At 42.1% G+C, this 24017-nt stretch carries 25 protein-coding genes; 3 read left to right on the top strand and 22 right to left on the bottom strand.

The window, feature by feature from the left end; all coding sequences use genetic code 11:
- Positions 1–34 precede the first annotated feature (34 nt).
- The 12 genes from mtaB to gpr all read right to left on the bottom strand — a co-directional run bounded on the left by mtaB (position 35) and on the right by gpr (position 14015).
- Positions 35–1393: a tRNA (N(6)-L-threonylcarbamoyladenosine(37)-C(2))-methylthiotransferase MtaB gene (gene mtaB / locus BK049_RS15560; RefSeq protein ID WP_008356240.1), complete on the bottom strand. Its 1359-nt coding sequence runs from the start codon at positions 1391–1393 to the stop codon at positions 35–37.
- Positions 1393–2163, bottom strand: a complete 771-nt coding sequence (locus BK049_RS15555; RefSeq protein ID WP_008356238.1) for a 16S rRNA (uracil(1498)-N(3))-methyltransferase — start codon at positions 2161–2163, stop codon at positions 1393–1395. Before BK049_RS15555 ends, mtaB begins: the two co-directional genes overlap by 1 nt.
- 23 nt (positions 2164–2186) lie before the next feature.
- Entirely contained in the window at positions 2187–3122 is a 936-nt protein-coding gene (prmA, locus tag BK049_RS15550) for a 50S ribosomal protein L11 methyltransferase (protein WP_071168908.1), read from the bottom strand.
- A 22-nt stretch (positions 3123–3144) separates the two neighbouring features.
- Positions 3145–4278: a molecular chaperone DnaJ gene (dnaJ, locus tag BK049_RS15545; RefSeq protein ID WP_071168907.1), complete on the bottom strand. Its 1134-nt coding sequence runs from the start codon at positions 4276–4278 to the stop codon at positions 3145–3147.
- A 165-nt stretch (positions 4279–4443) separates the two neighbouring features.
- Positions 4444–6282 carry a molecular chaperone DnaK gene (dnaK, locus tag BK049_RS15540; protein WP_071168906.1) on the bottom strand — a complete coding sequence of 613 codons (1839 nt, stop codon included), beginning with the start codon at positions 6280–6282 and terminating at the stop codon, positions 4444–4446.
- Positions 6283–6306: 24 nt separating this feature from the next.
- A complete protein-coding gene (gene grpE, locus BK049_RS15535) occupies positions 6307–6864 on the bottom strand; it encodes a nucleotide exchange factor GrpE (RefSeq protein ID WP_008356231.1) in 558 nt (185 codons plus the stop codon).
- Positions 6865–6927: 63 nt separating this feature from the next.
- On the bottom strand, positions 6928–7959 hold the full coding sequence (hrcA, locus tag BK049_RS15530) for a heat-inducible transcriptional repressor HrcA (protein WP_008356229.1): 1032 nt from the start codon (positions 7957–7959) through the stop codon (positions 6928–6930).
- 81 nt (positions 7960–8040) lie between these two features.
- A complete protein-coding gene (gene hemW, locus BK049_RS15525) occupies positions 8041–9180 on the bottom strand; it encodes a radical SAM family heme chaperone HemW (protein WP_071168905.1) in 1140 nt (379 codons plus the stop codon).
- Between the two features lie 114 nt (positions 9181–9294).
- On the bottom strand, positions 9295–11133 hold the full coding sequence (gene lepA / locus BK049_RS15520; protein ID WP_008356225.1) for a translation elongation factor 4: 1839 nt from the start codon (positions 11131–11133) through the stop codon (positions 9295–9297).
- 145 nt (positions 11134–11278) lie between these two features.
- Positions 11279–11611, bottom strand: a complete 333-nt coding sequence (locus BK049_RS15515) for a YqxA family protein (RefSeq protein ID WP_008356223.1) — start codon at positions 11609–11611, stop codon at positions 11279–11281.
- Positions 11612–11624: 13 nt separating this feature from the next.
- Positions 11625–12833: a stage II sporulation protein P gene (locus BK049_RS15510; protein WP_071168904.1), complete on the bottom strand. Its 1209-nt coding sequence runs from the start codon at positions 12831–12833 to the stop codon at positions 11625–11627.
- 66 nt (positions 12834–12899) lie between these two features.
- Complete coding sequence (gene gpr, locus BK049_RS15505; protein WP_008356219.1) at positions 12900–14015, bottom strand: GPR endopeptidase; 1116 nt, start codon at positions 14013–14015, stop codon at positions 12900–12902.
- 198 nt (positions 14016–14213) lie between these two features.
- Between gpr and rpsT the strand changes: the two genes are divergently transcribed.
- Positions 14214–14480, top strand: coding sequence for a 30S ribosomal protein S20 (gene rpsT / locus BK049_RS15500; RefSeq protein ID WP_008356217.1), 267 nt, complete (start codon positions 14214–14216; stop codon positions 14478–14480).
- A 136-nt stretch (positions 14481–14616) separates the two neighbouring features.
- Here rpsT and holA read toward each other — a convergent pair whose 3' ends face one another.
- A complete protein-coding gene (gene holA, locus BK049_RS15495; protein WP_008356215.1) occupies positions 14617–15636 on the bottom strand; it encodes a DNA polymerase III subunit delta in 1020 nt (339 codons plus the stop codon).
- A 238-nt stretch (positions 15637–15874) separates the two neighbouring features.
- Between holA and BK049_RS15490 the strand changes: the two genes are divergently transcribed.
- Entirely contained in the window at positions 15875–16009 is a 135-nt protein-coding gene (locus BK049_RS15490; RefSeq protein ID WP_008342491.1) for a YqzM family protein, read from the top strand.
- A 39-nt stretch (positions 16010–16048) separates the two neighbouring features.
- Here BK049_RS15490 and BK049_RS15485 read toward each other — a convergent pair whose 3' ends face one another.
- From BK049_RS15485 to BK049_RS15475, 3 genes are all read right to left on the bottom strand, one after another.
- Entirely contained in the window at positions 16049–18376 is a 2328-nt protein-coding gene (locus BK049_RS15485; protein WP_071168903.1) for a DNA internalization-related competence protein ComEC/Rec2, read from the bottom strand.
- The gene (locus BK049_RS15480) at positions 18369–18938 is read right to left on the bottom strand and encodes a ComE operon protein 2 (RefSeq protein WP_008356210.1); all 570 of its coding nucleotides are present in this window, start codon (positions 18936–18938) and stop codon (positions 18369–18371) included. Before BK049_RS15480 ends, BK049_RS15485 begins: the two co-directional genes overlap by 8 nt.
- 65 nt (positions 18939–19003) lie before the next feature.
- A complete protein-coding gene (locus BK049_RS15475) occupies positions 19004–19645 on the bottom strand; it encodes a helix-hairpin-helix domain-containing protein (RefSeq protein ID WP_071168902.1) in 642 nt (213 codons plus the stop codon).
- A 90-nt stretch (positions 19646–19735) separates the two neighbouring features.
- Between BK049_RS15475 and comER the strand changes: the two genes are divergently transcribed.
- Positions 19736–20584, top strand: coding sequence for a late competence protein ComER (gene comER / locus BK049_RS15470; protein WP_071168901.1), 849 nt, complete (start codon positions 19736–19738; stop codon positions 20582–20584).
- Positions 20585–20632: 48 nt separating this feature from the next.
- Here the strand turns inward: comER and BK049_RS15465 are convergent, their stop codons facing one another.
- From BK049_RS15465 to aroE, 6 genes are read right to left on the bottom strand one after another with little or no spacing between them, the layout of a single operon-like run.
- On the bottom strand, positions 20633–21376 hold the full coding sequence (locus BK049_RS15465) for a class I SAM-dependent DNA methyltransferase (RefSeq protein ID WP_071168900.1): 744 nt from the start codon (positions 21374–21376) through the stop codon (positions 20633–20635).
- Positions 21373–21729: a ribosome silencing factor gene (rsfS, locus tag BK049_RS15460; RefSeq protein ID WP_008342502.1), complete on the bottom strand. Its 357-nt coding sequence runs from the start codon at positions 21727–21729 to the stop codon at positions 21373–21375. The genes BK049_RS15465 and rsfS overlap by 4 nt, the downstream gene beginning before the upstream one ends.
- A gap of 12 nt (positions 21730–21741) precedes the next feature.
- Positions 21742–22305, bottom strand: a complete 564-nt coding sequence (gene yqeK, locus BK049_RS15455) for a bis(5'-nucleosyl)-tetraphosphatase (symmetrical) YqeK (RefSeq protein ID WP_008356201.1) — start codon at positions 22303–22305, stop codon at positions 21742–21744.
- Positions 22295–22864 (bottom strand): nicotinate-nucleotide adenylyltransferase, encoded by a 570-nt coding sequence (locus BK049_RS15450; protein WP_071168899.1) that lies wholly within the window; start codon positions 22862–22864, stop codon positions 22295–22297. The genes yqeK and BK049_RS15450 overlap by 11 nt, the downstream gene beginning before the upstream one ends.
- A 13-nt stretch (positions 22865–22877) precedes the next feature.
- Positions 22878–23168, bottom strand: a complete 291-nt coding sequence (yhbY, locus tag BK049_RS15445; RefSeq protein ID WP_008342507.1) for a ribosome assembly RNA-binding protein YhbY — start codon at positions 23166–23168, stop codon at positions 22878–22880.
- Positions 23162–24004: a shikimate dehydrogenase gene (gene aroE, locus BK049_RS15440; RefSeq protein ID WP_008356196.1), complete on the bottom strand. Its 843-nt coding sequence runs from the start codon at positions 24002–24004 to the stop codon at positions 23162–23164. Before aroE ends, yhbY begins: the two co-directional genes overlap by 7 nt.
- Positions 24005–24017: the final 13 nt, after the last annotated feature.

Below are 24017 nucleotides of genomic sequence, written 5' to 3'. Positions count from 1 at the left end.
CCGGCTTGCCTAACGGCTGCCGGTTTTTCATCTATTATGAGGTCATTCTGACTTGATCTGTCTGCACGTCATCACTGATGCGGACGAATTGTCCTTCGTTATAAGGATAGCCCGCTTTCGTAATTTTCACTTTCACCAAACGGCCGATCATATCCTCTGTGCCTTCAAATACGACCTTCATGTAGTTATCAGTATAACCTACATAAAGATTGTGCTTTCCGTCTTGTTCTTTGAAGGATTCTTCTGGAATGATTTCTAAGACGTCTCCTTCATAAGCCGACGCATACTCTTTTGCAAGCTGGTCAGATAGCGCGATTAAGCGGTGAACGCGTTCGTTTTTCACATTTTCATCCACTTGATCTTCCATTCTTGCAGCTGGCGTACCTGTACGTTTGCTGTAAGGGAACACGTGAAGTTCAGAGAATTGATGGTCTTTGACAAAATTGTATGTTTCCATAAATTCTTCTTCTGTTTCTCCAGGGAATCCAACGATCACATCTGAAGTGACAGCAAGACCTGGCAGTGCTTTTTTGAGCTTGGTTAAACGCTCTGCAAAGAATTCCATCGTGTATTTACGGCGCATTCTTTTCAGGACCGTATTAGAGCCAGATTGAAGTGGAATGTGCAGGTGTCTGACAATTTTATCTGACTGATCTAGCACTTCAATCACTTCGTCTGTAATTTGACTTGCTTCAATGGACGAAATACGGATTCGTTTTAAACCGGCGACACGTTCGTCTAATTCTTTTAGAAGCTTAGCAAAGTTATAATCCTTTAGATCTTCTCCGTATCCGCCAGTATGAATGCCAGTTAACACAATTTCTTTATAGCCGGCATCTACAAGTTGCTGCGCTTGATTGATGACTTCTTCAGGATCACGAGAACGAAGAAGTCCGCGCGCCCAAGGGATGATGCAGAATGTACAGAAATTGTTGCAGCCTTCTTGGATTTTTAATGAAGCACGCGTTCTGTCCGTAAAGGCAGGAACATCTAGTTCTTCAAACACTCGTGCTTTCATAATATTACCAACCCCATTAATCGGCTGTCTTTCTCTACGGTATTCTTCAATATACCCTAATAATTTATGTCTGTCTTGTGTTCCAACCACAATATCAACACCAGGAATCGCCATGATTTCTGCTGGAGATGTTTGCGCATAACAGCCTGTGACACAAATGACACCATCTGGGTTATGACGGATGGCTCTTCTAATGACTTGGCGGCTTTTCTTATCGCCTGTATTCGTGACGGTACATGTATTAATGACATATACGTCTGCCTTTGATTCATAATCTTTTCTTTCATAGCCAGCTTCTTTAAACAGCTGCCAGATGGCTTCTGTTTCATAGTGATTGACCTTACAGCCAAGTGTATGGAACGCTACTGTTCCCATCATGATTCACCTCTTAATAACTCTGTTTGATAAGATATAGCAGAAAGCGCATATAAAGGAGCTGTTTCTGTTCTTAAAATGCGTGGTCCGAGCCCGCAAATGACTGCACCAATCGCTTCAAGTTCTTCAATCTCCTTTTCTGCTAAACCGCCTTCTGGACCAAAAACCACTAATAAGGTTTGTCCGCCTTTCATCTGTTGGAGCACAGATTGAAATCGGCTTTGCTCTCCTTCTTTCGATGATTCTTCGTATGCAACGACACATTTATCGAATTCACCCGCCAGTTGAATCAGCTCTTTAAACGTTGATACTGGGTGAACATGAGGAATGAGATTTCGGTAGGACTGCTCGGCTGCTTCTTTCGCAATTTTCTCCCAGCGCTCTCGTTTTTTACGCGACTTTTTTTGATCAAGCTTTGTAATCGAACGCGCTGCTTGGAATGGAATAAAAGCACTTGCACCAAGCTCTGTACCTTTTTGGATAATCAGCTCAAGCTTATCTCCTTTCGGGAGACCACTTGCAATCGTCACCCTGACCGGAAGTTCTCTATTCTGATTCGTCCAGTCTTCAAGGTGACAAATGACTTCTTCCTTTGTTATTGTATCAATTTTACTGAGCGCTTCAAAGCCGTCTGTCGTTAAACAAAGGATATCCTCTCCTGCTTTCATCCGCATGACGTTCGCAAGGTGATGTACATCTTCACCTTTTATGACGATGGCTCCCTTTGTCATCACTTCTTCTTTCGTGAGGTCGATAAAATATCGTTGCATACGTGTCCTGACACCTACTCGCTTTATTTTTTCGCAATGATGCTGACCCAATCTTCCATGGACAGCACTTCAACAATCTCAAAACCTGCTTCTTCTAAAGCCGTCTTGACTTGTAATTTCTTTTGTCCGATGATGCCTGATGTAATGAAGTAACCATCTTTCTTCAATAGGTCGTACGCTTGATCTGTAAAGCGCAAGATGACTTCTGCAAGAATGTTGGCAACGATCACATCACGTTCACCTGAAATGCCATCAAGTAAGTTGTTTTGTTTCACCGTTACTTGCTCACTCACACCATTTAATGCAATGTTTTGCTTTGCACTTTCCACTGCAACGGTGTCGAGATCAAATGCATAAATGTCCTTTGCACCAAGCATCGCTGCGGCAACACTTAAAATGCCCGATCCTGTTCCAACATCAATCACGGTATCGTTTTCCTTTACATAGCGTTCCAGCGCCTGAATGCAAAGGACTGTTGTCGGATGTGTACCTGTTCCAAATGCCATACCAGGGTCCATTTCAATAATCAATTCATCAGAATGAACGGGTGTATACTCTTCCCACGTTGGAACGATGGTGAACTTTTCAGAGATTTTCACAGGATGATAGTATTTCTTCCATGCAGTCGCCCATTCTTCCTCGTTTACTTCACAAGTAGACAGCGTGTTTCGTCCAAGGTCGATATCGTATAGAAGAAGGTTGTTGATGGCTTCTTTGATCTCATCTACCGTTTCCATCAAAAAGCTATTCATCGGAAGATAGGCTTTCACAATGACTCCTTCGTCAGGATAATCATTCGGATCGAGCTGGTAGATCTCACCGTATACATTTTCACGTTCCTTGACTAAATCAAGCGGGTCCTCAATCACGACACCACTTGCACCTGCTTCATGCAAAATATTGGTGATTGGTTCCACCGCTTCATTTGTTGTATGGACGCTAATTTCTGACCACTTCAATACTACCAACTCCTTATCCGTCTTACTCGCCTTTAAATGCGCGTTTCACCTTATCGAAGAAGCTCATTTCTTGTTCGTCCGGTTTATTTCCGCTCACTTCAGCAAATTTTCTCAAGATATCTTTTTGATTTTCAGTTAAATTCGTCGGTGTAACGACGCGTACAACAATATGCTGATCACCTTGACCATAGCCGCGTACATTTTTTACACCTTTTCCTTTTAGTCTAAACTTTGTACCCGTTTGAGTACCAGCAGGAACTTTTAATTTTACTTTTCCGTGTAATGTCGGCACTTCAATTTCGTCACCTAGTGCGGCCTGCGCAAAGGTGAGCGGCATTTCGCAGTAGATGTCGTCTCCATCACGCTCGAAGAATTCATGCGTCCGTACATGGAACACAACAAATAGATCGCCTGGAGGTCCTCCATTTACACCTGGTTCACCTTGACCAGATACTCTAAGCTGCTGACCATCATCAACACCTGCCGGGATTGTCACGTTAATCTTCTTACGTTTACGTACTTTACCTGACCCGCCGCATGTTGAACACTTATGATCAATTTGTTTTCCAGTTCCGCTACAGTAGTTACATACTCTGCGGTTGACTACTTTACCAAATGGAGTGGATTGCTCAACATTTAGTTGACCTGATCCGCCGCAATGTGAGCATGTCTTCGCCTCTGTTCCAGGTTTTGCACCTGATCCATGACAGGTTTCACACGTTTCTTCACGAGGAATTTCGATCGTTGCTTCTTTTCCAAATGCCGCTTCTTCAAATGAAAGGGTCATTGTATATTGAAGATCCGCTCCTTGACGCGGTGCATTCGGATCTCTTCTTCTGGCTCCGCCGCCAAAAATACTAGAGAAGATATCATCAAAACCACCGAAGCCGCCAAAGTCTCCACCGCCGCCAAAGCCGCCACCTCCAAAGCCTTGGTTTGGATCGGTATGACCGAACTGGTCATATTGCGCACGTTTTTGGTCGTCAGAAAGGGTTTCATAGGCTTCTTTTACTTCTTTGAATTTCTCATCTGAGCCAGCTTCTTTATTAATATCAGGGTGATACTTTTTTGAAAGCTTGCGGTATGCCTTTTTGATTTCGTCCTTTGAGGCGCTCTTACTCACGCCAAGCACTTCATAGTAATCACGCTTACTCATCTCTTCACACTCCCGATTTTCTCACATAAATACGATTGTATCATTTTGATTTGACCTTTTTCAATTCATTTTCATCGTTGAAAAGAAAAAAGTCAAAGCCAAGAGATCCTGACTTTGACTTTCTGACGAGTACGTTTCAGCAGTCTTATTCAAAAGTAAAGGTGATTATTTTTTCTCTTGATCGTCGTTTACTTCTTCGTATTCTGCATCCACTACATTGTCATCTGCTTTTTGAGCACCTTCAGCGCCTTCTTGCTGAGCTTGTGCTTGTTTTGCAGCTTCTTCATAGAGCTTTGTCGTTAATTCTTGAACGATTGTTTGCAGCTCATCTTTCTTCGCTTTGATGTCTTCTAGCTCGCCTTTTTCAATCGCAGCTTTCAGCGCATCTTTTGCATCATTTGCTTTTTTGACTTGCTCTTCATCGATTTTGCCTTCAAGATCTTTTAATGTTTTTTCTGTCGTAAACACTAATTGATCTGCTTCATTGCGCACTTCGATTTCTTCTTTTTTCTTTGCATCTGCTTCAGCATTTTCTTCTGCTTCTTTGATCATTTTTTCGATCTCTTCATCAGAAAGACCTGAAGAAGATTTGATGGTAATGTTTTGTTCTTTTCCAGTACCCATATCTTTTGCACGTACGTTTACGATACCGTTTTTGTCGATATCAAATGATACTTCGATTTGTGGTACTCCGCGTGGTGCTGGCGGAATATCAGTCAATTGGAAACGACCTAATGTTTTGTTATCAGCTGCCATTGGACGCTCACCTTGCAGGACGTGAATGTCTACAGCTGTTTGGTTGTCAGCAGCAGTTGAGAACACCTGAGATTTACTTGTTGGAATGGTTGTATTCCGTTCAATCAGCTTCGTGAAGACGCCGCCCATTGTTTCAATTCCTAGAGAAAGTGGTGTTACGTCAAGAAGGACAACGTCTTTGACATCTCCTGTGATGACTCCACCTTGAATTGCCGCACCAAGTGCAACCACTTCATCAGGGTTTACGCCTTTATGAGGCTCTTTGCCTGTTTCTTTTTTGATCGCTTCTTGTACTGCCGGGATACGAGTTGATCCACCAACAAGGATGACTTTATCAATCTCGCTAGCAGACAGACCAGCATCTTTAAGTGCTTGACGTACAGGTGTCATTGTGCGTTCAACTAGTTCAGAAGAAAGCTCTTCGAATTTAGCACGAGTTAACGTTAATTCAAGGTGAAGAGGCCCTGCTTCTCCTGCTGTGATAAATGGCAGTGAAATTTGTGTAGATGATACACCTGAAAGATCTTTTTTCGCTTTTTCAGCAGCATCTTTTAGACGCTGAAGCGCCATTTTATCTTTAGAAAGGTCAATGCCATTCTCTTTTTTGAATTCAGCGACTAGGTGATCAATGATGACTTGGTCAAAATCGTCTCCACCTAGACGGTTGTCCCCAGCAGTTGAGCGTACTTCAAAGACGCCGTCTCCAAGCTCAAGAATTGATACGTCAAATGTACCGCCGCCAAGGTCGTATACAAGAATCGTTTGATCTTCTTCTGTTTTATCTAATCCATAAGCAAGTGCAGCTGCTGTTGGTTCGTTGATGATACGTTCTACTTCAAGACCCGCAATTTTACCAGCATCTTTTGTTGCTTGGCGTTCTGCATCGTTGAAGTAAGCAGGAACTGTGATAACAGCTTTTGTTACTTCTTCGCCAAGATAGGCTTCAGCGTAAGATTTAAGGTGTTGAAGAATGATGGCAGAGATTTCCTGCGGTGTATATTTCTTGCCTTCAACTTCTACTTTATAATCTGTACCCATATGTCTTTTAATAGACATGATCGTGTTCGGGTTTGTAATTGATTGACGTTTTGCTACTTCACCTACTTGGCGCTCTCCATTTTTAAAAGCGACAACAGATGGTGTTGTACGTGCTCCTTCAGCGTTTGCTATCACTTTTGGCTCGCCGCCTTCAAGTACTGCAACACATGAGTTTGTTGTTCCTAAGTCAATCCCAATGATTTTACTCATATTCAATGACCTCCCATTATGTAGTTATTGATTTACTTTTACCATTGATGGACGAATGACTCGGTCTTTGAGTTTATAGCCCTTTTGCAATTCTTCTACAACGATATTTGAATCGTAGTTTTCATCTTCAACTTGCATGACGGCTTGATGAAGGTTTGGATCGAACTCTTTGCCGACAGCTTCAATTGGTTCAACGCCTTCGTTTTTCAGCGCTTCTACCAGCTGGCGGTAAACCATTTTCATCCCTTCTAACAAACTTTTCGTTTGCTCATTGTCTGGATCAATTCCAAGCGCTCTTTCAAAGTTGTCAAGAGCCGGGAGAAGATCACTGACAACATGTTGAGATCGATATTTTTGCACGGTCTCCATTTCAGTTCGAGTACGGCGTTTATAGTTTTCGAAATCTGCTTGAACACGCAGAATTTTGTTTTCTTTTTCATCTAGAAGCTGCTGCAATTCATCAATTTTCTCTTGGAAGGCAGACTGTTCATCATGCTTTACTTCCTCAGTATCTGCTTGAACTGCTTCTTCTTGTGCTTCAACTTCTGCTTCTTGCTCAGGTGTCTGTTTTTCTTCTGACATTGTGTTCACCTCCCTCAAAAGATTCAAGAATACGAAGGGGCTGCGCCCCCGCCTTTTATCACCCTAATCATCATACAAATTGGAAAGTGCGTTTGACAAGTCTTTTGATACATGATGCAAAAGACTGACGACCCGGCCATAATCCATGCGGGTAGGACCGATGACAGCAATGGAGCCAAGTGGTTTTTGATCGATTGAATAAGTTGCCGTGATTAAACTGCAATTCTCCATTGCTTCCAAATTGTTTTCTGAACCGATTTTAATGGTGATTCCTTGCTCATTTGGATGAAACAGCTGCATGACATCATTCTTCTGTTCAATCAGCATCATGAGTGAACGAATGCGGTCAATGTCATGAAATTCTGGCTGATTCAACATATTAATCTTCCCGCCAAAGAATAGTTTTGATTCATTTTGCGTTGAAGTAAATGTGCTTTCAAGCGCATCTAAAATATGATCATAGTTTTTTAAATGCGTACGAAGCAGCATCACCACTTCTTTATACATCCTGTCCTTCAGCTGATCCATCGGAACCCCTGCTAGGCGGCTGTTTAAAATATTCATCAGCTTCTCGATATCTGAGACGTCAAGATGCTCAGAGAAGGTAATGGTTTTGTTTTCAACATGTCCGCTGTCTGTAATCATAATCGCCACAGCTTTGTTAGGCTGGACGGGGACAAGCTGAATTTGCTTTAATCGATTTTCACTTAGCTTTGGACCAAGCACGATCGATGTGTAGTTTGTGAGATCTGATAAAATTTCCGCCGATTTTTGAACTGTTTTTTCCAGCTCAAAAATTTTCTCCTGAAACACTGACTGGATGAGCACAAGCTCTTTAGGTGACAGCTTTCGCGGAGAGAGCAAATGATCTACATAATAACGATATCCTTTTTCGGAAGGAATTCTTCCTGATGAAGAATGGGTCTTTTCAATAAAACCAAGTTCCTCCAAATCAGCCATTTCGTTTCTAATCGTCGCAGAGCTGAATGTGATGTCTTCCTTTTTAGAAAGCGTTCTTGATCCAACTGGCTGCGCCGAACGAATAAAGTCATTAATGATGACTTGCAGAATCAAAAGCTGACGATTTGTTAACATCATCATCACCCCTGTTAGCACTCTCTTTCAACGAGTGCTAATTGTATAAACAAAATTACCAAACTCAAATTAAAATGTCAATTATAACTCACCGAGAAACGCTTGAAAAACTTCATTTCCTAATAATTTTCCTTTTCTTGTTAAACGAATGCCCATTTCATCCTGTTCAATGAGCCCTTTTTCTGCTAATTCTTCAAGAACAGAGGAAAAGAGCGTTTCTGGAGTGTCTCCATATTTTGCTTGGAAATGAGCGCTTTTCACGCCTTCAATTTTCCGTAAACCTAAAAACATTTCTTCTTCGATCTGTTCTGCTTTTGTGACTTGATGTGTTTCTTTATATGGGAAGCCTGTTTGTTCAATCAGTTCCAAATAATGTTTCACTGGTCCAGCGTTCACATTACGGACGCCATCTACATAGCCGTGCGCTCCTGCACCAAAACCGAAGTAATCATCATTGCTCCAATAGGTGAGGTTATGCTGACTTTCAAAGCCCGGTTTGGCGTAATTGCTAATTTCATATTGTTTGAGCCCGTGACGCTCCATTTCATCCATGACCAGCTCGTACATTTCAGCCTCACGTTCTTGCGGAGGTAAATGCAGTTTCCCTTTTTGCATCAGATTGTAAAAAACCGTCTTCGGCTCGACAATCAGTGAATAGACAGAATAGTGCTCTGCACCTAATGAAAAAGCCGTCTCAAGTGAATTCATGACATGATGTTTTTCTTGATGAGGCAAACCGAACATGAGGTCGAGACTAATGTTGTCAAATCCAACCGCTCTTGCTCGTTCGAAAGACGTGAGGACATCTTTCTTTTGATGAACCCGTCCGATTTTTTTGAGCAGATCGTCTTCAAATGTTTGTACACCAAAGCTCAACCGATTGACACCTGCTGATTTTAGCACATGCAGTTTCTCAAGCGATAGTTCGTCTGGGTTTGCTTCTACTGCAAATTCGATCAGGTTTTTAGTCGGTTTTAATACGCGGTGAATGCTGTCCATAAGCTGATCTAGCTGGCTGATTGTCAGTGATGTCGGAGTTCCTCCGCCAATAAAGATCGTTTTAAGTTCTTGCTCTCCTTTTTGATCGATCGTGTGCTGCATCTCTTTTTCAAGTGCGGCTAAGTATTCATCGACCGGCTGAGTATTAATGAAAAATTTATTGAAATCACAATAGTGACAAATATGCTCACAAAATGGAATGTGAATGTAAGCTGCTTTCATTTGATGACACCTTCTTTACAGGTAAAGAGCCGCAGTTTATCGCTGCGGCACCTTTGTTTGTTTTCGACTATAAACGTCAAGGCAGACATTGTAAAGTAGGTTGCCTTGAGGCGGTTATTTTTTCGGTGTGCTGTCGTCCATTTTCAGCACGGCCATAAATGCTTCTTGCGGGACTTCTACAGAGCCCACTTGCTTCATGCGCTTTTTCCCTTCTTTTTGCTTCTCAAGAAGCTTTCTTTTCCGGGAAATATCTCCACCATAACACTTCGCAAGTACGTTTTTACGCATTGCTTTAATAGTGGATCGAGCAACAATTTTTTGACCAATCGCTGCCTGAACAGGTACTTCAAAGTGCTGGCGCGGAATCAGTTCTTTTAGCTTTTCTACAATGATCTTTCCTCGTTCATACGCGTAATCACGGTGAACAATAAAGGAAAGTGCATCGATCTTTTCACCATTGAGCATGATGTCCATTTTCACGAGAGTGGATGGGCGATAGCCAATTAGCTCGTAATCAAAGGACGCATACCCTTTTGTATTAGACTTTAGCTGATCAAAGAATTCGTATACGATCTCAGCCAAAGGAATTTCATAAACAATGCTGACGCGGTTCGCATCAAGATATTGCATATCAATGAAATGACCGCGCTTTCCTTGGCAAAGCTCCATAACAGAACCTACATAATCATTCGGCACCATCATCGTCGCTTTCACGTACGGTTCTTCAATTCGCTCAATCTTTTGCGGATCAGGCAAATTAGACGGGTTATCTACGACGATTTTTTCTCCATCTGTCATATACACATCGTAAATAACACTTGGCGCCGTCGTAATGAGGTCAATTTTAAATTCACGCTCAATCCGTTCTTGGATGATTTCCATATGAAGCATACCGAGGAAACCGCAGCGGAAACCGAAGCCAAGTGCTTGGGATGTCTCTGCCTCATATTGAAGGGAAGAATCATTTAATTCAAGCTTTTCTAACGCTTCACGCAAGTCATTGTATTTCGCTGTGTCAATTGGATAAAGTCCGCAGTATACCATTGGGTTTAGCTTTCTGTATCCAGGCAGTGCTTCTTTTGCAGGGTTTTCTGCACTTGTAATCGTATCCCCTACACGTGTATCACCGACATTTTTAATGGCAGCTGTCAAATAGCCAACATCTCCAACAGTCAGTTCGTCTGTTGGCATTGCTTTTGGTGTGAATACGCCGACCTCAAGCACTTCAAATTCTTTGCCTGTCGCCATCATCTTGATTTTCTGGCCGGGTTTTACCGTCCCTTCGACAATTCGTATGTAAGCAATGACGCCGCGATACGCATCGTAGAGGGAATCAAAAATAAGGGCTTGAAGCGGTGCTTCTGGGTCTCCAGTTGGTGCGGGCACCTTTTCGACGATTTGTTCTAAAATATCCTCGATCCCAATCCCCGCCTTAGCAGAGGCCAGAACTGCTTCAGATGCATCCAAGCCGATGACATCTTCAATTTCTTGTCTTACACGCTCAGGCTCTGCACTCGGCAGATCAATTTTATTGATAATCGGTAGAATTTCTAAGTTGTTATCAAGAGCTAAATAAACGTTCGCAAGTGTTTGTGCTTCGATGCCTTGTGCTGCATCCACAACAAGAATTGCCCCTTCACAAGCAGCCAGGCTTCGGGATACTTCATAGGTGAAGTCGACATGCCCTGGTGTATCAATCAGGTGCATAATATATTCTTCTCCATCCTTGGCCTGATATTTCAGCTGGACAGAGTTTAATTTAATCGTAATGCCGCGTTCACGCTCTAAGTCCATGGAATCAAGTAATTGTTCTTTCATTTCTCGTTGAGTAATCGCCGCTGTTTTTTCCAAAATACGGTCCGCCAATGTGGATTTGCCATGGTCAATATGGGCGATAATGGAGAAATTCCGAATTCTTGATTGCCGTTCTAATCGTTTTTCTTTATCTGTCACAATCTATCACTCCTACTATAAAACGCGGGTTGCGCTAGGTTAGATTATATCAATAGGGCTGTAAAGATTCAATCGAAATCAAGAAAAGCCGCTCATCGGTTAGCGGCTTTCATGAAAAGGTGTGTAATCTTATGAAATTCACTGTTTATTTCCCATTCACCCAATCATAAAGAGAACGGGCTGCATGGGTCATGCCATCAGATAAAGCTTTCCCTGCCTTAGAGAAGGCATTAAAGCTCTCCATTTCTTCAAGCTGCTTTTGCTTTTCTGCTAAATCCTTTTCTGTCACAGCTGTTCCTAAAATAGAGGCTTCTTTTTCTTGATCGTCATTCATGTGAATCGTGAAGGCCCCTTTTAATTGTGGATCATGGTAGCCCTTCATTTGAAGCATGCCATTATTGGCTTGCTGCATTCCTAAAAAGACGCCAAACAGCAATACCAACCCTAAAATAATGGTTTTTCCGATAAATGAGCCCATGCCCTGCACCACCTTAAGACCGTTTTTTCTCATCCTTTTCTTTGCCGTTTACCTTTTCTGCGTCCCAGAAAATCTCACTGAACACATCAGCTGCTGCGTTAGATGCATTTTTCAATTCTTCCATATTATTATCCACACCGCCAAATTCTAAAAGAAGGGCTTTGTCAGATAAGTCTTGATTATAGATTCCATTATCACCAATTTCTCCTTTGGCAAACACTCCGACGCTGAGACCTTTATATTTTTTCTCCATCAAATGGTGGAACTCCGTCGCCAGCTTTAAGTTTTTCTCATAGCTTTGATTCTTCTTCCCAACAACAAACGCTATCCGTGCATATTTCTTGCCTTTGATCTCTACTGTGGTATCTTTCTTTCTTCTTGAATCACGGTGAATATCTATTAAATAGTTGAGGTCCTCATTTTTAGCGAGGGCTTCTTTTACAACCAGTCTCGATTCATTATACGATTGCGGATACTTTAACCCTTTTTGCAGCAGTCTTTTTTCAATTTCCGTTTTATCGACTGTGTTGCCGATTCCTTGCTGGTCGAGCGCTTTACCAAACATGTCGCCGACAAGGGTGACGTTCACTTTTGAGTGCCGCGCATTGTTTGGATTTGTCTCTCCTTTTAGAAATGGTAAATATGATTCCGTATTATGTGTGTGATAAATGTACACAGCTTTTCGTTTTCCTGTAGATCGGTCCGGCTCTTTCGCAGGCTTTTTCGGCTCATCCTCATCAAGCTTGTCCAGCTCAGCCAAATTTGCCTCTTTTTCATCTTTGATGACTTCACTTGGCGGCGGCGATTCCATTGGCATATTCGTATAGTCTGTCCCTTCACCCGCTAAAATGATTTTTGTATCAAAATGTTCAAAGCCCGGCAACTCTCTTCCTAGAAAACTGCGAGGATCTTCTAAATTGATACTTGTGGCAAGCTTGAGTGACAGCCCAGAGAAATTGAATCCTTTCTGATCTTCTGGGACTGCTGAGGCGAAATATTGGTTTTCCATGCCCATTAGGGTCGCAAAGAATGCCCCTGACAGCTCATCTGCCACACCATATAATGACGCTTGAGGTCTAAGCTCAGGTTTTAAAGACGTCAAAGACCCTGACATGACAAACACAACCACAAGAGAGGCAATAAACAAGAAAATACTCTTCACTACTTTCGTTCCATTAATCGCAACAACCAACTGTCGAGGACGGCGGGGTCTTTTTTTCATGATTTACTCCCTCCAGCACGCTTTCTAGTAATTACACTATGAGCGAGCTAGAGAAAGTAGAACCGTTTAATGATTATAAGAACCCATGTTATCTTGAGAGATTTTTTGATGAAGCGCTGTATTTAATCCATTGGCGAGTACGTTCGCCATGTCATCAATGAATGTATCGACTTCCTTCGGTGTGACCATTAGATTTTGTCCAAGCGGTGCAAGCACTTCATGGATCAACTGTCTTTTTTCTTCTTCAGGCAGCGTTCCTACTATGCCTAAAAAGGATTGACGCGTTTCTTCGTCTGGTAAGTCTTCTTCATTCAGCACTTTTTTCTTCCCAAATGTCAAACCAGCTGGTACTAAAGATCGGGAAGGTCTATCATCTTTCAGTTCTCTACCAAAATGCTTTAAGACATAATCAATCGTGTCACTTGCGATCGTTACTGCATCAACCACGGTCGGAACACCAATCGCAATGACTGGAATGCCCAATGTGTCTTTGCTTAATTCCTTGCGCTTATTCCCTACACCCGATCCTGGATGTATACCTGTATCAGAGATTTGAATCGTCGTATTCACCCGTTCCACCGCACGGGCAGCCAGTGCATCTATGGCGATCACAAAATCCGGTTTGGATCGTTCAATCACACCTTGTATAATGTCACTTGTTTCTATACCCGTCAGTCCCATGACGCCAGGTGATAAAGAAGACACAGGTCGATAGCCTTCCTGCACATTTTCAGGCTGTAATTCAAATAAATGCCGCGTCACCAGCAAGTTTTCAACTGTGAGCGGCCCTAAAGCATCAGGCGTGACATTCCAGTTTCCGAGTCCCACAACAAGACAGCTCGCATCTGCCTGAATGCCGCGGTCTTTTAAAAACTGAGCAAAATGATGGGCAAAGACTTCGACCACTTTTTCTTGCATCTCAGAATCCTTCTCGCGAATTCCCTGCGCTTCAAGCGTTAAGTATGTACCCGCCTTTTTCCCTGTCAGTTCCTCTCCTTCTTTCGTGATTTCCACAGTACGTATGCGGATGCCATGCTCTTCCTTTTCCTTCTCGACAATTCCTTGAATACCGTCCTTTTTGACGACATTCGGATCGTTCTCTTGTTCTAGTATCTCTTTTGTTTCAACGGCCAAATCGGTCCGGATTTGATATGCGCTTAAATCGAGTTTCTGTTTCTTCATGAAAAAGCTCCTTCCACCAAGTCATTAACTGTAGTCTTTCCATCTCTTTCAAGAAACATTCGAGCGCTTCATCAATGAAAAATACTTTACATTTATATTGCATTCTAAAGGTGTGTTTGATAGAATACAATTTGTTCTATTGTGAAGATTTAACCTTAAGACAATTGTGTTTAGGTTGTATCTTAGGAGGTGAAACACATGCCAAATATTAAATCAGCGATCAAACGTACAAAAACGAATAACGAACGCCGTGCACACAACGCAACGATCAAGTCTGCGATGCGTACTGCGATTAAACAAGTTGAAGCTTCTGTCGCTAAGAACGATGCTGAGCAAGCAAAAGCTGCTCTTTCTTCTGCTGCAAAACGCATTGACAAAGCCGTTAAAACTGGTCTTGTACACAAAAACGCAGCTGCGCGTTATAAATCAAGACTTGCTAAACAAGTAAACGGACTTTCTGCATAATAATTGCAACGCCTCAGTCATGAGGCACCTGTTTAACTGTACGTCCGTCCTGACCGGCTTAGCCATAAGGACAGACTGGCAATTATACATCTAAACAAAAACGACCCTCTTTTCAGAAGGTCGTTTTTTTATATTCTCATGCCCCTAATAAGCGAAGCAGGAACAATTCTAATAACAGCTGCTTGTCCTTTTTGCCCGTTTTCATTTCATAATCAATCGTGGAAAGCTCTTTGACGATGCGCTTGAGCTCTTCTTCTGAAAACAAACTCGCTTGATCCATAGCGAGTTTGACCCGGAATGGATGGACTTTCAGGTTTGACGCAATTTGTTTTTGCCCATATCCCTGCTGAGCAAAGTACTTCGTTTGCAGAATTAATCGAAATTGATTTGAAATGAGTGCCAATATTTTGATGGGTTCCTCATTTTGCTTTAGGAGGTCATAAAACATTTGCATAGCTTCAGAACGGCGCCTGTTCACGATTTGGTTGATCAGTTCGAAAATATTCTGCTCCAGACTTCGTGCAACGAGCTGATTGACATCAGCCAGCTCAATTTCCTCCCGCTCTCCAATATATGTACTGAGCTTCCGGACCTCTTGGAAAAGGGAGGACAGACTTCCACCACATAACATCACAAGCTGTTCTGCCGCTTCGGCTGTGATTGTTTTTCCTTCTGTTTTCACCAATGTGATGGTAAAATCAGTCGTTTCTTTAGGATTTAACTCTTTCGCCTCGACCACAGCTGCTTTCTTTTTCAGTAATTTCGTGATTTTCTTACGTTCATCCAGTTTTTCATAAGGTGCTAATAAGACAAGAATGGTGTAAGGAGCTGGCTTTTCTAAATAAGCTTCTAATACAGAAAGCTGATGCTCTATTTTTTCCTTTTTCTTTTCTGCTGTCAGAAAATAAGGATTCTTGATCACCACAAGACGTCGTTCTCCCATAAACGGAAATGTTTCGGCGTCCGTCACAGCCTGCTCAAGCGGCACCTCTTCCATATCAAAAACCGAGTAGTTAAAATCCTTCGTTTCTTCGTCGACCACAGCTTGTCTCAATTTAGCAGCTGTCTCTTGCAATAAGTATGTTTCTTTTCCATATAAGCAATAAACGGGATGGATATCCCCTTTTTTAAAATTGTTCCATATCTCAAAGACCATTCGCTCGAATCCCTCTCTTTCACTTCCTCCTCTATCCTAAAGTGTGTGGAGACATTAGTAAAGAGGAAGCTGAAAGTGCCGCCTCCTCATTTATAGTAAACGTCTCACGTAAGCTCCCGGGTCAGCTCACAGTCAGACGATATTCATAAAATGATCATGAAAATGGAAAACGGTTACTTTGCCTTCTAGCAATTCCAAATGAGTTCAAGTATACTAAAATTAGCCAGGAGGGATGAAAATGAATGAATTTGAAAAGAATGTTCAAAGCAAGCGGAATGATGTGACCGACTCAGCTGTTGGTTTTATCGTCACATTCGGATTTTTCGCCTCAATGTTTATTTTGGCAACAGTTATACACCTTGTTGGATCTTAACTACATGAATGCAAGATGACTGCCGTTTTGGCAGTTTTTTTATTGATTTTGTAAGATATCATATGAAGGATGAGCGTAAAATGTTCCATTCTCTTCAAGAAATTCATAGGTCACACTTCCAGCGATATCTGTACGATACACCTTTGTTTGATGATCGTTGAGTTTTTTCAAGACTTCTTGATGAGGATGCTGATACCGATTTCGTTCACCTGCTGAAATCAGTGCAAATGACGGCTTCAATTGCTGAAGCCATTCTTCACTTGTTGAGCCTTTACTCCCGTGATGGGCAACCTTCAAGACATCTGCTCGCAGCTGGGGATACGCTTTTATGATTTCTCGTTCCCCTTCTTGTTCAAGATCACCCGTGAATATAAAACGCTTTCCGCCAAGAGTAAGGGCGAGAACAAGTGAATCATTATTTTTACTCGTCACCCGATCATTTGCCGGATGAAGAACCTCCATTACTTGTCCTCCAATCCTCAGCTGATCTCCTCTCTCTAATTCATCAACAGGTATCCCTTGATCAGCCGCTTCCGCTAACAGCTTTGCATCTTCCGGACTTCGGGCAAAGCCTTTTGGTACTGCAAGCCGCTTTACTTTATTTCGCTTCATTAACCGCATCGCTTCTCCCATATGGTCTTGATCGGCATGTGTGAGAATGAGAAGATCAAGTTTTGCTATTCCTTTTGCATGCAAGAACGGGATAAGCGTTTGATCACCGATCGTAGATACTTTTCGTCTTTTTTTCCACGGCTCTTCTTTAAAAGAAAGTCTGCCTCCTGTGTCTATTAATATATGCCCCGCTCGATAAGGGAGCTGAATAAACAAACTATCCCCTTGCCCTACATCCAGCATCGTGACCTCTCCTTTTTGAAGAAAGTTTGGAGTGAAATAGTGTACACCGAGTGCACCAATAAGAAAAAGAAGCGGCACAGCATAAGATTTGATGGAAGTTTTACATTCAAGCACAAATAATAGAAAAATAATAGAGGAAACCTCTAGGAGAACGTGCCACCAAGTAGATTTCATAAAGATCAGGGTGAGACCATCATAAGAAGCCATATGCGCTGACAGCTGATGACTAAACCGGATCAACGAATCAAGCAGCTGAAACAAAGTTTGACCAAGCGGAAGATAAATCAAAGACAAAAGGAAAAAGAGTAAAGACAGAGGCATGACAACGATTGTATAAAAAGGCACAAAAATCATATTCAAAGGAACACTCAGCAAGGAAAATTGCTGAAAGTAATATAAAAGAACAGGAAGTGAGGCAAGCTGTGCAATAAAGGAAATGAGGAATAACTGCATCACCGAACTTTTCGCTTTTGATAAAATTCTAGTGGATAATAAAATGAAAAATGTCACCACAAATGAAAGCTGAAAACCGACATCAAATAAATAAAGTGGCTGAATAGCCAATAAAAGCAAAAATGTCACGCTTAAGACCACCGCAGAAGGCTGTTTCATTTCTTTTGGCAGGCTTGTGATGACCAAATAGATCCCTGCCATGAGACAAGCTCTCAAAACGGACGGCGCAGCACCTGTCAAACAAGCATAAACCGGAAGAAAGCATAATAACAGAATACGCGCTGTCTCTCTTGTCACGCCAACGCGGAGCAAACACCAAAACAGGCAGGCGAGCAGCGTTTGAACATGAAGTCCTGAGATGGCTAATAAGTGAATGATGCTAAGCATTTGATAATCTCTTAATGTGTCAGGATCAATCAATTCACGGTCTCCAAAAATGAGCGCCTGTACAATTCCTACAGAGCTGTTAGGAACAAGGTTTTCAAGAAATCTTAGCCCTTTCTGTCTTAAGACCGAGAGCACATGTGAAGGGCTGTCATGTTTTGTGCAGCTTTTAATAGACTTTGGCAAGAAAACAGCATCAATGCCTTTTGTTTTTAGAAATTGATCATATTGAAACCCGTTAGGTATGGTGGCGTGTTTAGGTAATCGAACATCACCTGACATATGACAGCTCATTCCCGGCACCACGCTATTTAGTGCATCTTTTTCATACTCCGTTTGAATTGTATAAAAAGCGGCTAATCGCTCATCTTCTGTTGAAACAGTTGCTGAAAAACGATTGCCATCTATTTTCGGAATGCTTTCAATCACTACTGAACCAGAAAATGATTTTTCTTGTGCGGTATGATTCGCTTCAAGAGACTGATGAACCATAAACATGAGTGTATAAATCGTTCCACACAAGCTAACGATTAGAAAAAGCTGGGGTGTTTTTTTGAGCAAGCTGATTAGGAGAAAAACAAGAAGAAAAAGAAAAAAATACACATGAAGATGACATGCGGCCAGAGCAATTCCAGCAGCTGCTGAAATCGCCCCGAACGGCAAATACTTAAACATAGGAAGTAAATAATTGATTCGCCTTTTCATGCATTTGTCGAATTTCTGTTTCACTAAGTCCTGATTCACTTAGTTTGCCAATTAAATCCGCAACAAAGGCTAATTTTTCTTGGTTTTTTAAGTCAATGATCATTTCATCTAGTTCAACCTGTTCCGTTTGAACTCCGGCCTGCTCGAATAAATCGACAGCATAAGGATGATTTTTATAATCCTTCGCATAATACACTGTTCGAATACCTGCTTGAATAATCGCTTTACAGCACTGCAAACAAGGAAAGTGCGTCACATAGATTTCAGCATCTGCCGTTGGTGCACCAAATTTGGCACATTGCAAAATGGCGTTCATCTCCGCATGAATTGTGCGAACGCAGTGATGATCTATCACATAGCATCCTACATCTGCACAGTGCACATCACCAGCAATGGAGCCATTGTATCCTCCTGCAATGATACGCTTATCTCTTACGATGGTGGCCCCGACAGCTAACCGCTCACAGGTGCTTCGCAAAGCAAGCAAATGGCTTTGCGCCATAAAATATTGATTCCATGAAATTCTCTCCACGAGCTGATCCCTCCAGAATGATGTATGGTATTAAGTGTACATGCCTTTCTTCTATACCGTCAATTCTACTTGACCGTCAGTTGATTTTTCAGCCGTTCGATGGTCTTCTCGCCAAAACCCGAAATGTTCCGCAAATCTTCAATTTGTTGAAATTCTCCATGTTCTTCTCTATACGCAATGATGGCTTCTGCTTTGGCTGGACCTATCCCATTAATGGTCTGCAACTCCGCTGCATCAGCTTGATTCACATTCACAACTTGACTCATTTCATTTTTTGATGAATTTCCTGATGAAGTGTCTGCTGCTGCCGGCTGCATTTGCCTGCCTTCTTCTCCCTGCTTTCGTACATAAATCATCATACTGTCCTGTAATTTTGCGGCTTGATTGATGTCAAACGTATCCGCCTTACGAGTAAAGCCTCCTGCTCTTTTAATCGCATCTTCAACCCGATCCTCAGGTCGAAACGAATATACACCCGGTTTTCTTACAGCTCCTTTCACCTCCACTACAATGGATGATGACTCATTTTCTGCACTCTCCTGCTTGTCTTCTAATGTGATTGACATGTCTTTTGTTTCCTTCAACACACTCGGCTCAGCGCTGTTTTCTTTTTTTCCTGCTAAAAATAAAAAGCTGATGATGGCAGCGATAATAATTGCCGCTGCGACATAGAGTCTGTATTTTTTCAATAGAATGAGTCCTTTCACTTGCTCACGCTTCTTTCAATCATATTTTCCTACTGCTTCACATACTGTTTAGAAGATAACAGATCCTATGCGTCTAAGGAGGGAGAACGTTTGAATATCGGGTTAATCGGTACAGGAAACATGGGTACCATACTTACTGAGGCATTTATTGAATCGAAGGCAGTCAATCCCTCATCCATCACCATCACAAACCGAACCATTGAAAAAGCATTCAATATAAAAAAGAACCACCCAGAGCTCGAAGTAACGAAACAGCTTTCAGGGGCTGTAACAAATAAAGATTTCATCTTTATTTGTGTCAAACCACTGGATATTTATCCACTGTTAAAAGAGCTGAGCCCGCTGTTAACAGAACAGCAAACCATTGTCATTATTACAAGTCCTGTTCATCCTGAACAGCTTCAGGATATCGTTCCTTGTCAAACAGCCAGACTGATTCCAAGCATCACAAACCGTGCGTTATCAGGCGCATCCCTTTTAACTTTCGGTTCATCATGCAATGTTGCGACGAAAGCGACACTAAGACAACTAGCTTCGCGCATTTCAACTCCAATTGAAATTCATCATTCAATCACACGGGCAGCTTCAGATATTGTCAGTTGCGGACCTGCTTTTATCAGCTTTCTCGTTCAGAAAATGATTGAAGCCGCCGTTGAAGAAACGGATATTTCAAAAGAGGAAGCCACCACCTTATCAGAAGACATGCTTGTAGGACTTGGCCGTTTGATTGAAAAAAGAGTGTATACCCTTCCGGCCCTGCAGGACAAAGTGTGTGTGAAAGGCGGCGTCACAGGTGAGGGCATTAAAGCACTTGAAGCAGGTGTTCAAGATATGTTTCACCGGCTTTTTCAAAACACCCATGAAAAGTTCGATGAAGATCTTGAAGCGGTTGCGCATCAATACCCGCCAAGTGTGTTTACTGATGATCGCAGAAATTAGTGACCTTTGCAACAAACGAAAAAAGGGTTTTAAAAAACCATCGTTCCACTAAACGATGGTTTTTGGTTTCTTAGCTGAAATAAAATATCTTTCGGCGAATTCCTGAGGTGCTTCATTTGTAAAATCAGCAGTCACTTCAATCTTTTCAAAGCCAGCTGACTCAAGAAACGCTGCATAAGTCTCAAATGGAAATGTACGCTGTTCATGCGTCTCATCATAACGCTGATACACGTCTCCGTCCTTTACAAAAAAACTTAAATCATGAATGACCGAATACATGGCATCCCCTTTATCACTCTGCCAAATGTAGCTGATCTCTTCATCTTGATCTGCGAAGGTAGAGCCAGGGAATACCTCTTCCATTTTATAAGGGGTATGAACGTCAAAGAGTAAAACCCCACCTGCCTCTAAAAGCTGAAACATGTTTTTAAAGGTTTTTTTGACGTCATTTTCGTTTTTTAAGTAGTTCAATGAATCACAGCAAATAACCGCTGCTTGAAAGGCTTGTTCAAAGCCCGTAAGCTCTCTCATATCCTGATGTAAAAATTGAATCGACTGCTTGTGAGCCAGTGCTTTTTGCTGCGCAAATGCCAGCATCTCTTCGCTTAAGTCAATCCCTGTGACCATGTGGCCTTTTTCAGCTAACCGCAGAGATATCTCTCCAGTTCCACAGCCTACATCAATGATGGTACTATTCGGCTTGATATACTGCTGTATCCACTGAACCCATTCATCATAAGGTGCATGTGTCATGAGCTCATCATACACACCTGCAAACCCTTGATAAATCATGAATTAATGCCAAGTGAAAGCGTTTCTCTCGGCGCATCTCCCCATAACTTTTCTAGGTTATAGTATCCTCTTTCTTCCTTGTGGAACACATGAGCAATGACATCTCCTAAATCAATCAATACCCATCTTGCCTCATCAAAGCCTTCCATCTTTTTGACTTCGATGCCGCCTTCTTCTGCAAGATGTTTTACTTCTCTTGCAATGGCCTGGACTTGTTTGTCAGAATTCCCGTGACAAATGAGAAAATAATCTGCAACAAGTGAGATTCCTTGCATATTCAGGGCAATAATGTCCTCTGCCCGCTTATCATCGCATGCTCCTGCTGCGATGTTTAAAATTGATGATGCATCCATCAAAATTCCTCCTTAGTTGTTCTTATGCACAAGCGAGTTATAAGTAGCAAGTGTATCTGGAAAGATTGGCTGATTCTTTTTCATTAAAAAGCTGATTGTGTTTTTTAATGCTTGAATCAGGGCAAGATCCAAATCATGCTCTGCTAACTCTCTTACTTCTTCTACACCAGGAAAATGACGTCCTGGCTCTATATAGTCAGCAACATAAATGACTTTTTCAAGCAATGTCATGTTTGGTCTGCCGGACGTATGAAATTCAATCGCAGTTAAGATGTCCTGGTCGTCAATTCCAGCTTCTTTTTTGACCAAATATGCACCGACGGGGGCATGCCAAAGCTCGGGGGAATAATCAAGCAATAAAGGGTTCATCTGCTCCTGCTGGATGATGCCCTTCATTTCTTCCTTTGGTCTGAATTTGGCATAATCATGAAAAATAGCGGCCATCTCTGCTTTTTTCACATCTGCACCAAATCGTTCCGCTAATGAAATGGCTGTATCCATGACCCCAAGTGTATGTGTATACCTATGCTCAGTTAACTGTTCTTTGACACAGTTTAATGCTTCTTCACGATTCATATAAATGATGCTCCTTTATATAACGCTCAACAGCTTTCGGGATCAAATAATCGACAGGTTTCCCCTGCTTCATTCGCTGCCTAATCAATGTCGATGATACATCAAATGCTGGAACATCTGCAAACAAAAGAGGATACGTCGTACTTCCTACATAACCTGGTCTTTTCATCCCAATGAAGGTGATCATCTGAAGCAACTCATCAATTCGGTGCCATTTCGGCAAATTATCGACCATGTCCGCTCCAATCATAAAAAAGAACTCCTCTTCAGGATGATGCTTCTTTAACAGCTCCACGGTATCTACTGTATAAGAAGGGCCCTCTCGCTCCAATTCAATAAGCTCGATTCGAAAATGTGGATTTGACTGAATCGCTTTTTCCACCATTTTCACGCGATGATGACTATCTGCTCGTTTTTTGCCCGTTTTATGCGGAGGCTTGTGATTTGGGATAAACCAAATTTCATCAAGACCTACTTGGAAACGCACCTCACTTGCCATCAGCAGATGCCCGTTATGCGGGGGATCAAACGTACCGCCGAACAACCCTATTTTTTTCATATCATATCCACCTTTACGGCAGCTTAATTTGTTTATTTTCCTTAGATTCTTTGTACAGGACAATCACATTTCCGATCGTTTGTACGAGTTCAGCCTTTGCGCCTTTTACAAGTGCTTTTGCGACCTCTGTTTTGTCCTCGTCGCAGTTTTGCAATACGCTCACTTTCAAAAGTTCTCTTGCTTCAAGCGCCTCGGAAATTTGCTTGACCATATTGTCATTTACCCCGCCTTTTCCCACTTGAAAAATAGGGGATAAATGATGTGCTTGTGCACGTAAAAAACGTTTTTGCTTACCTTTTAACATGGTGTTCCTCCTAGTTTCTCTATGACAATTGACTTCATTTTTCTGGCGTCAGGCGTGATGCCCGTCCACAGTTCAAAGGCTCTTGCCGCTTGACCGACAAACATACCAACCCCATCTACTGTTTTCAAACCTAACCCGGCTGCTTCACTAAGCAGCTTTGTTTCTATTGGATTATACACAATATCACAAACGACCGCTGTTTTCTTTGCTTTTGTTAAAGAAATTGGGGTTTCTTCAACATTCGGGTACATCCCGATTGAGGTTGTGTGGATGATGACATCATAATTCCCGAGCCGTTCTTCTGCTTGATTTAATGGGATAGCACTTGATGTGATTTTCCCTTCAGCACTTTCAATTAATGACTCAGCTTTTTCAATGGTGCGGTTGGTGATGTCAAAGCTTTTCGGAGCATATTCAGCCATTGTCATATAAATCGCTCTTGCTGCTCCGCCAGCACCGATCATAAGAAATGACAGCTCTGATAACGGCTGATCTAAAGCTTCAAGCAATGAATGAAGAAAGCCTTCTCCATCTGTATTGTATCCAACAAGCTGACCTTTTTCGAGACGCACAGTATTGACTGCACGCAGGCGTTCAGCTGTTACATCAATTTTGTCAAGGTACTGCATGATCTCCACCTTGTGCGGGACAGTGACATTAAAACCGCTGATTCCTAAGGCTTTCATGCCGCTGACGGCATCTGCAAGATCGTGTTCTTCTACTTGAAAGCCATGATAATGCCCATCAATTCCAGCATCCTTTAATGCTGCGTTATGAATATCTGGAGACATTGAATGGCCAACAGGGTAACCGATTAATCCGTATAAAGGTTTCAAGGTCTCTCCCCCT

Origin of the sequence: Bacillus xiamenensis (assembly GCF_001857925.1) — a bacterium.
GTDB classification, from domain to species: Bacteria; Bacillota; Bacilli; order Bacillales; family Bacillaceae; genus Bacillus; species Bacillus xiamenensis.
This window is presented reverse-complemented; position numbering and strand designations above follow the sequence as displayed.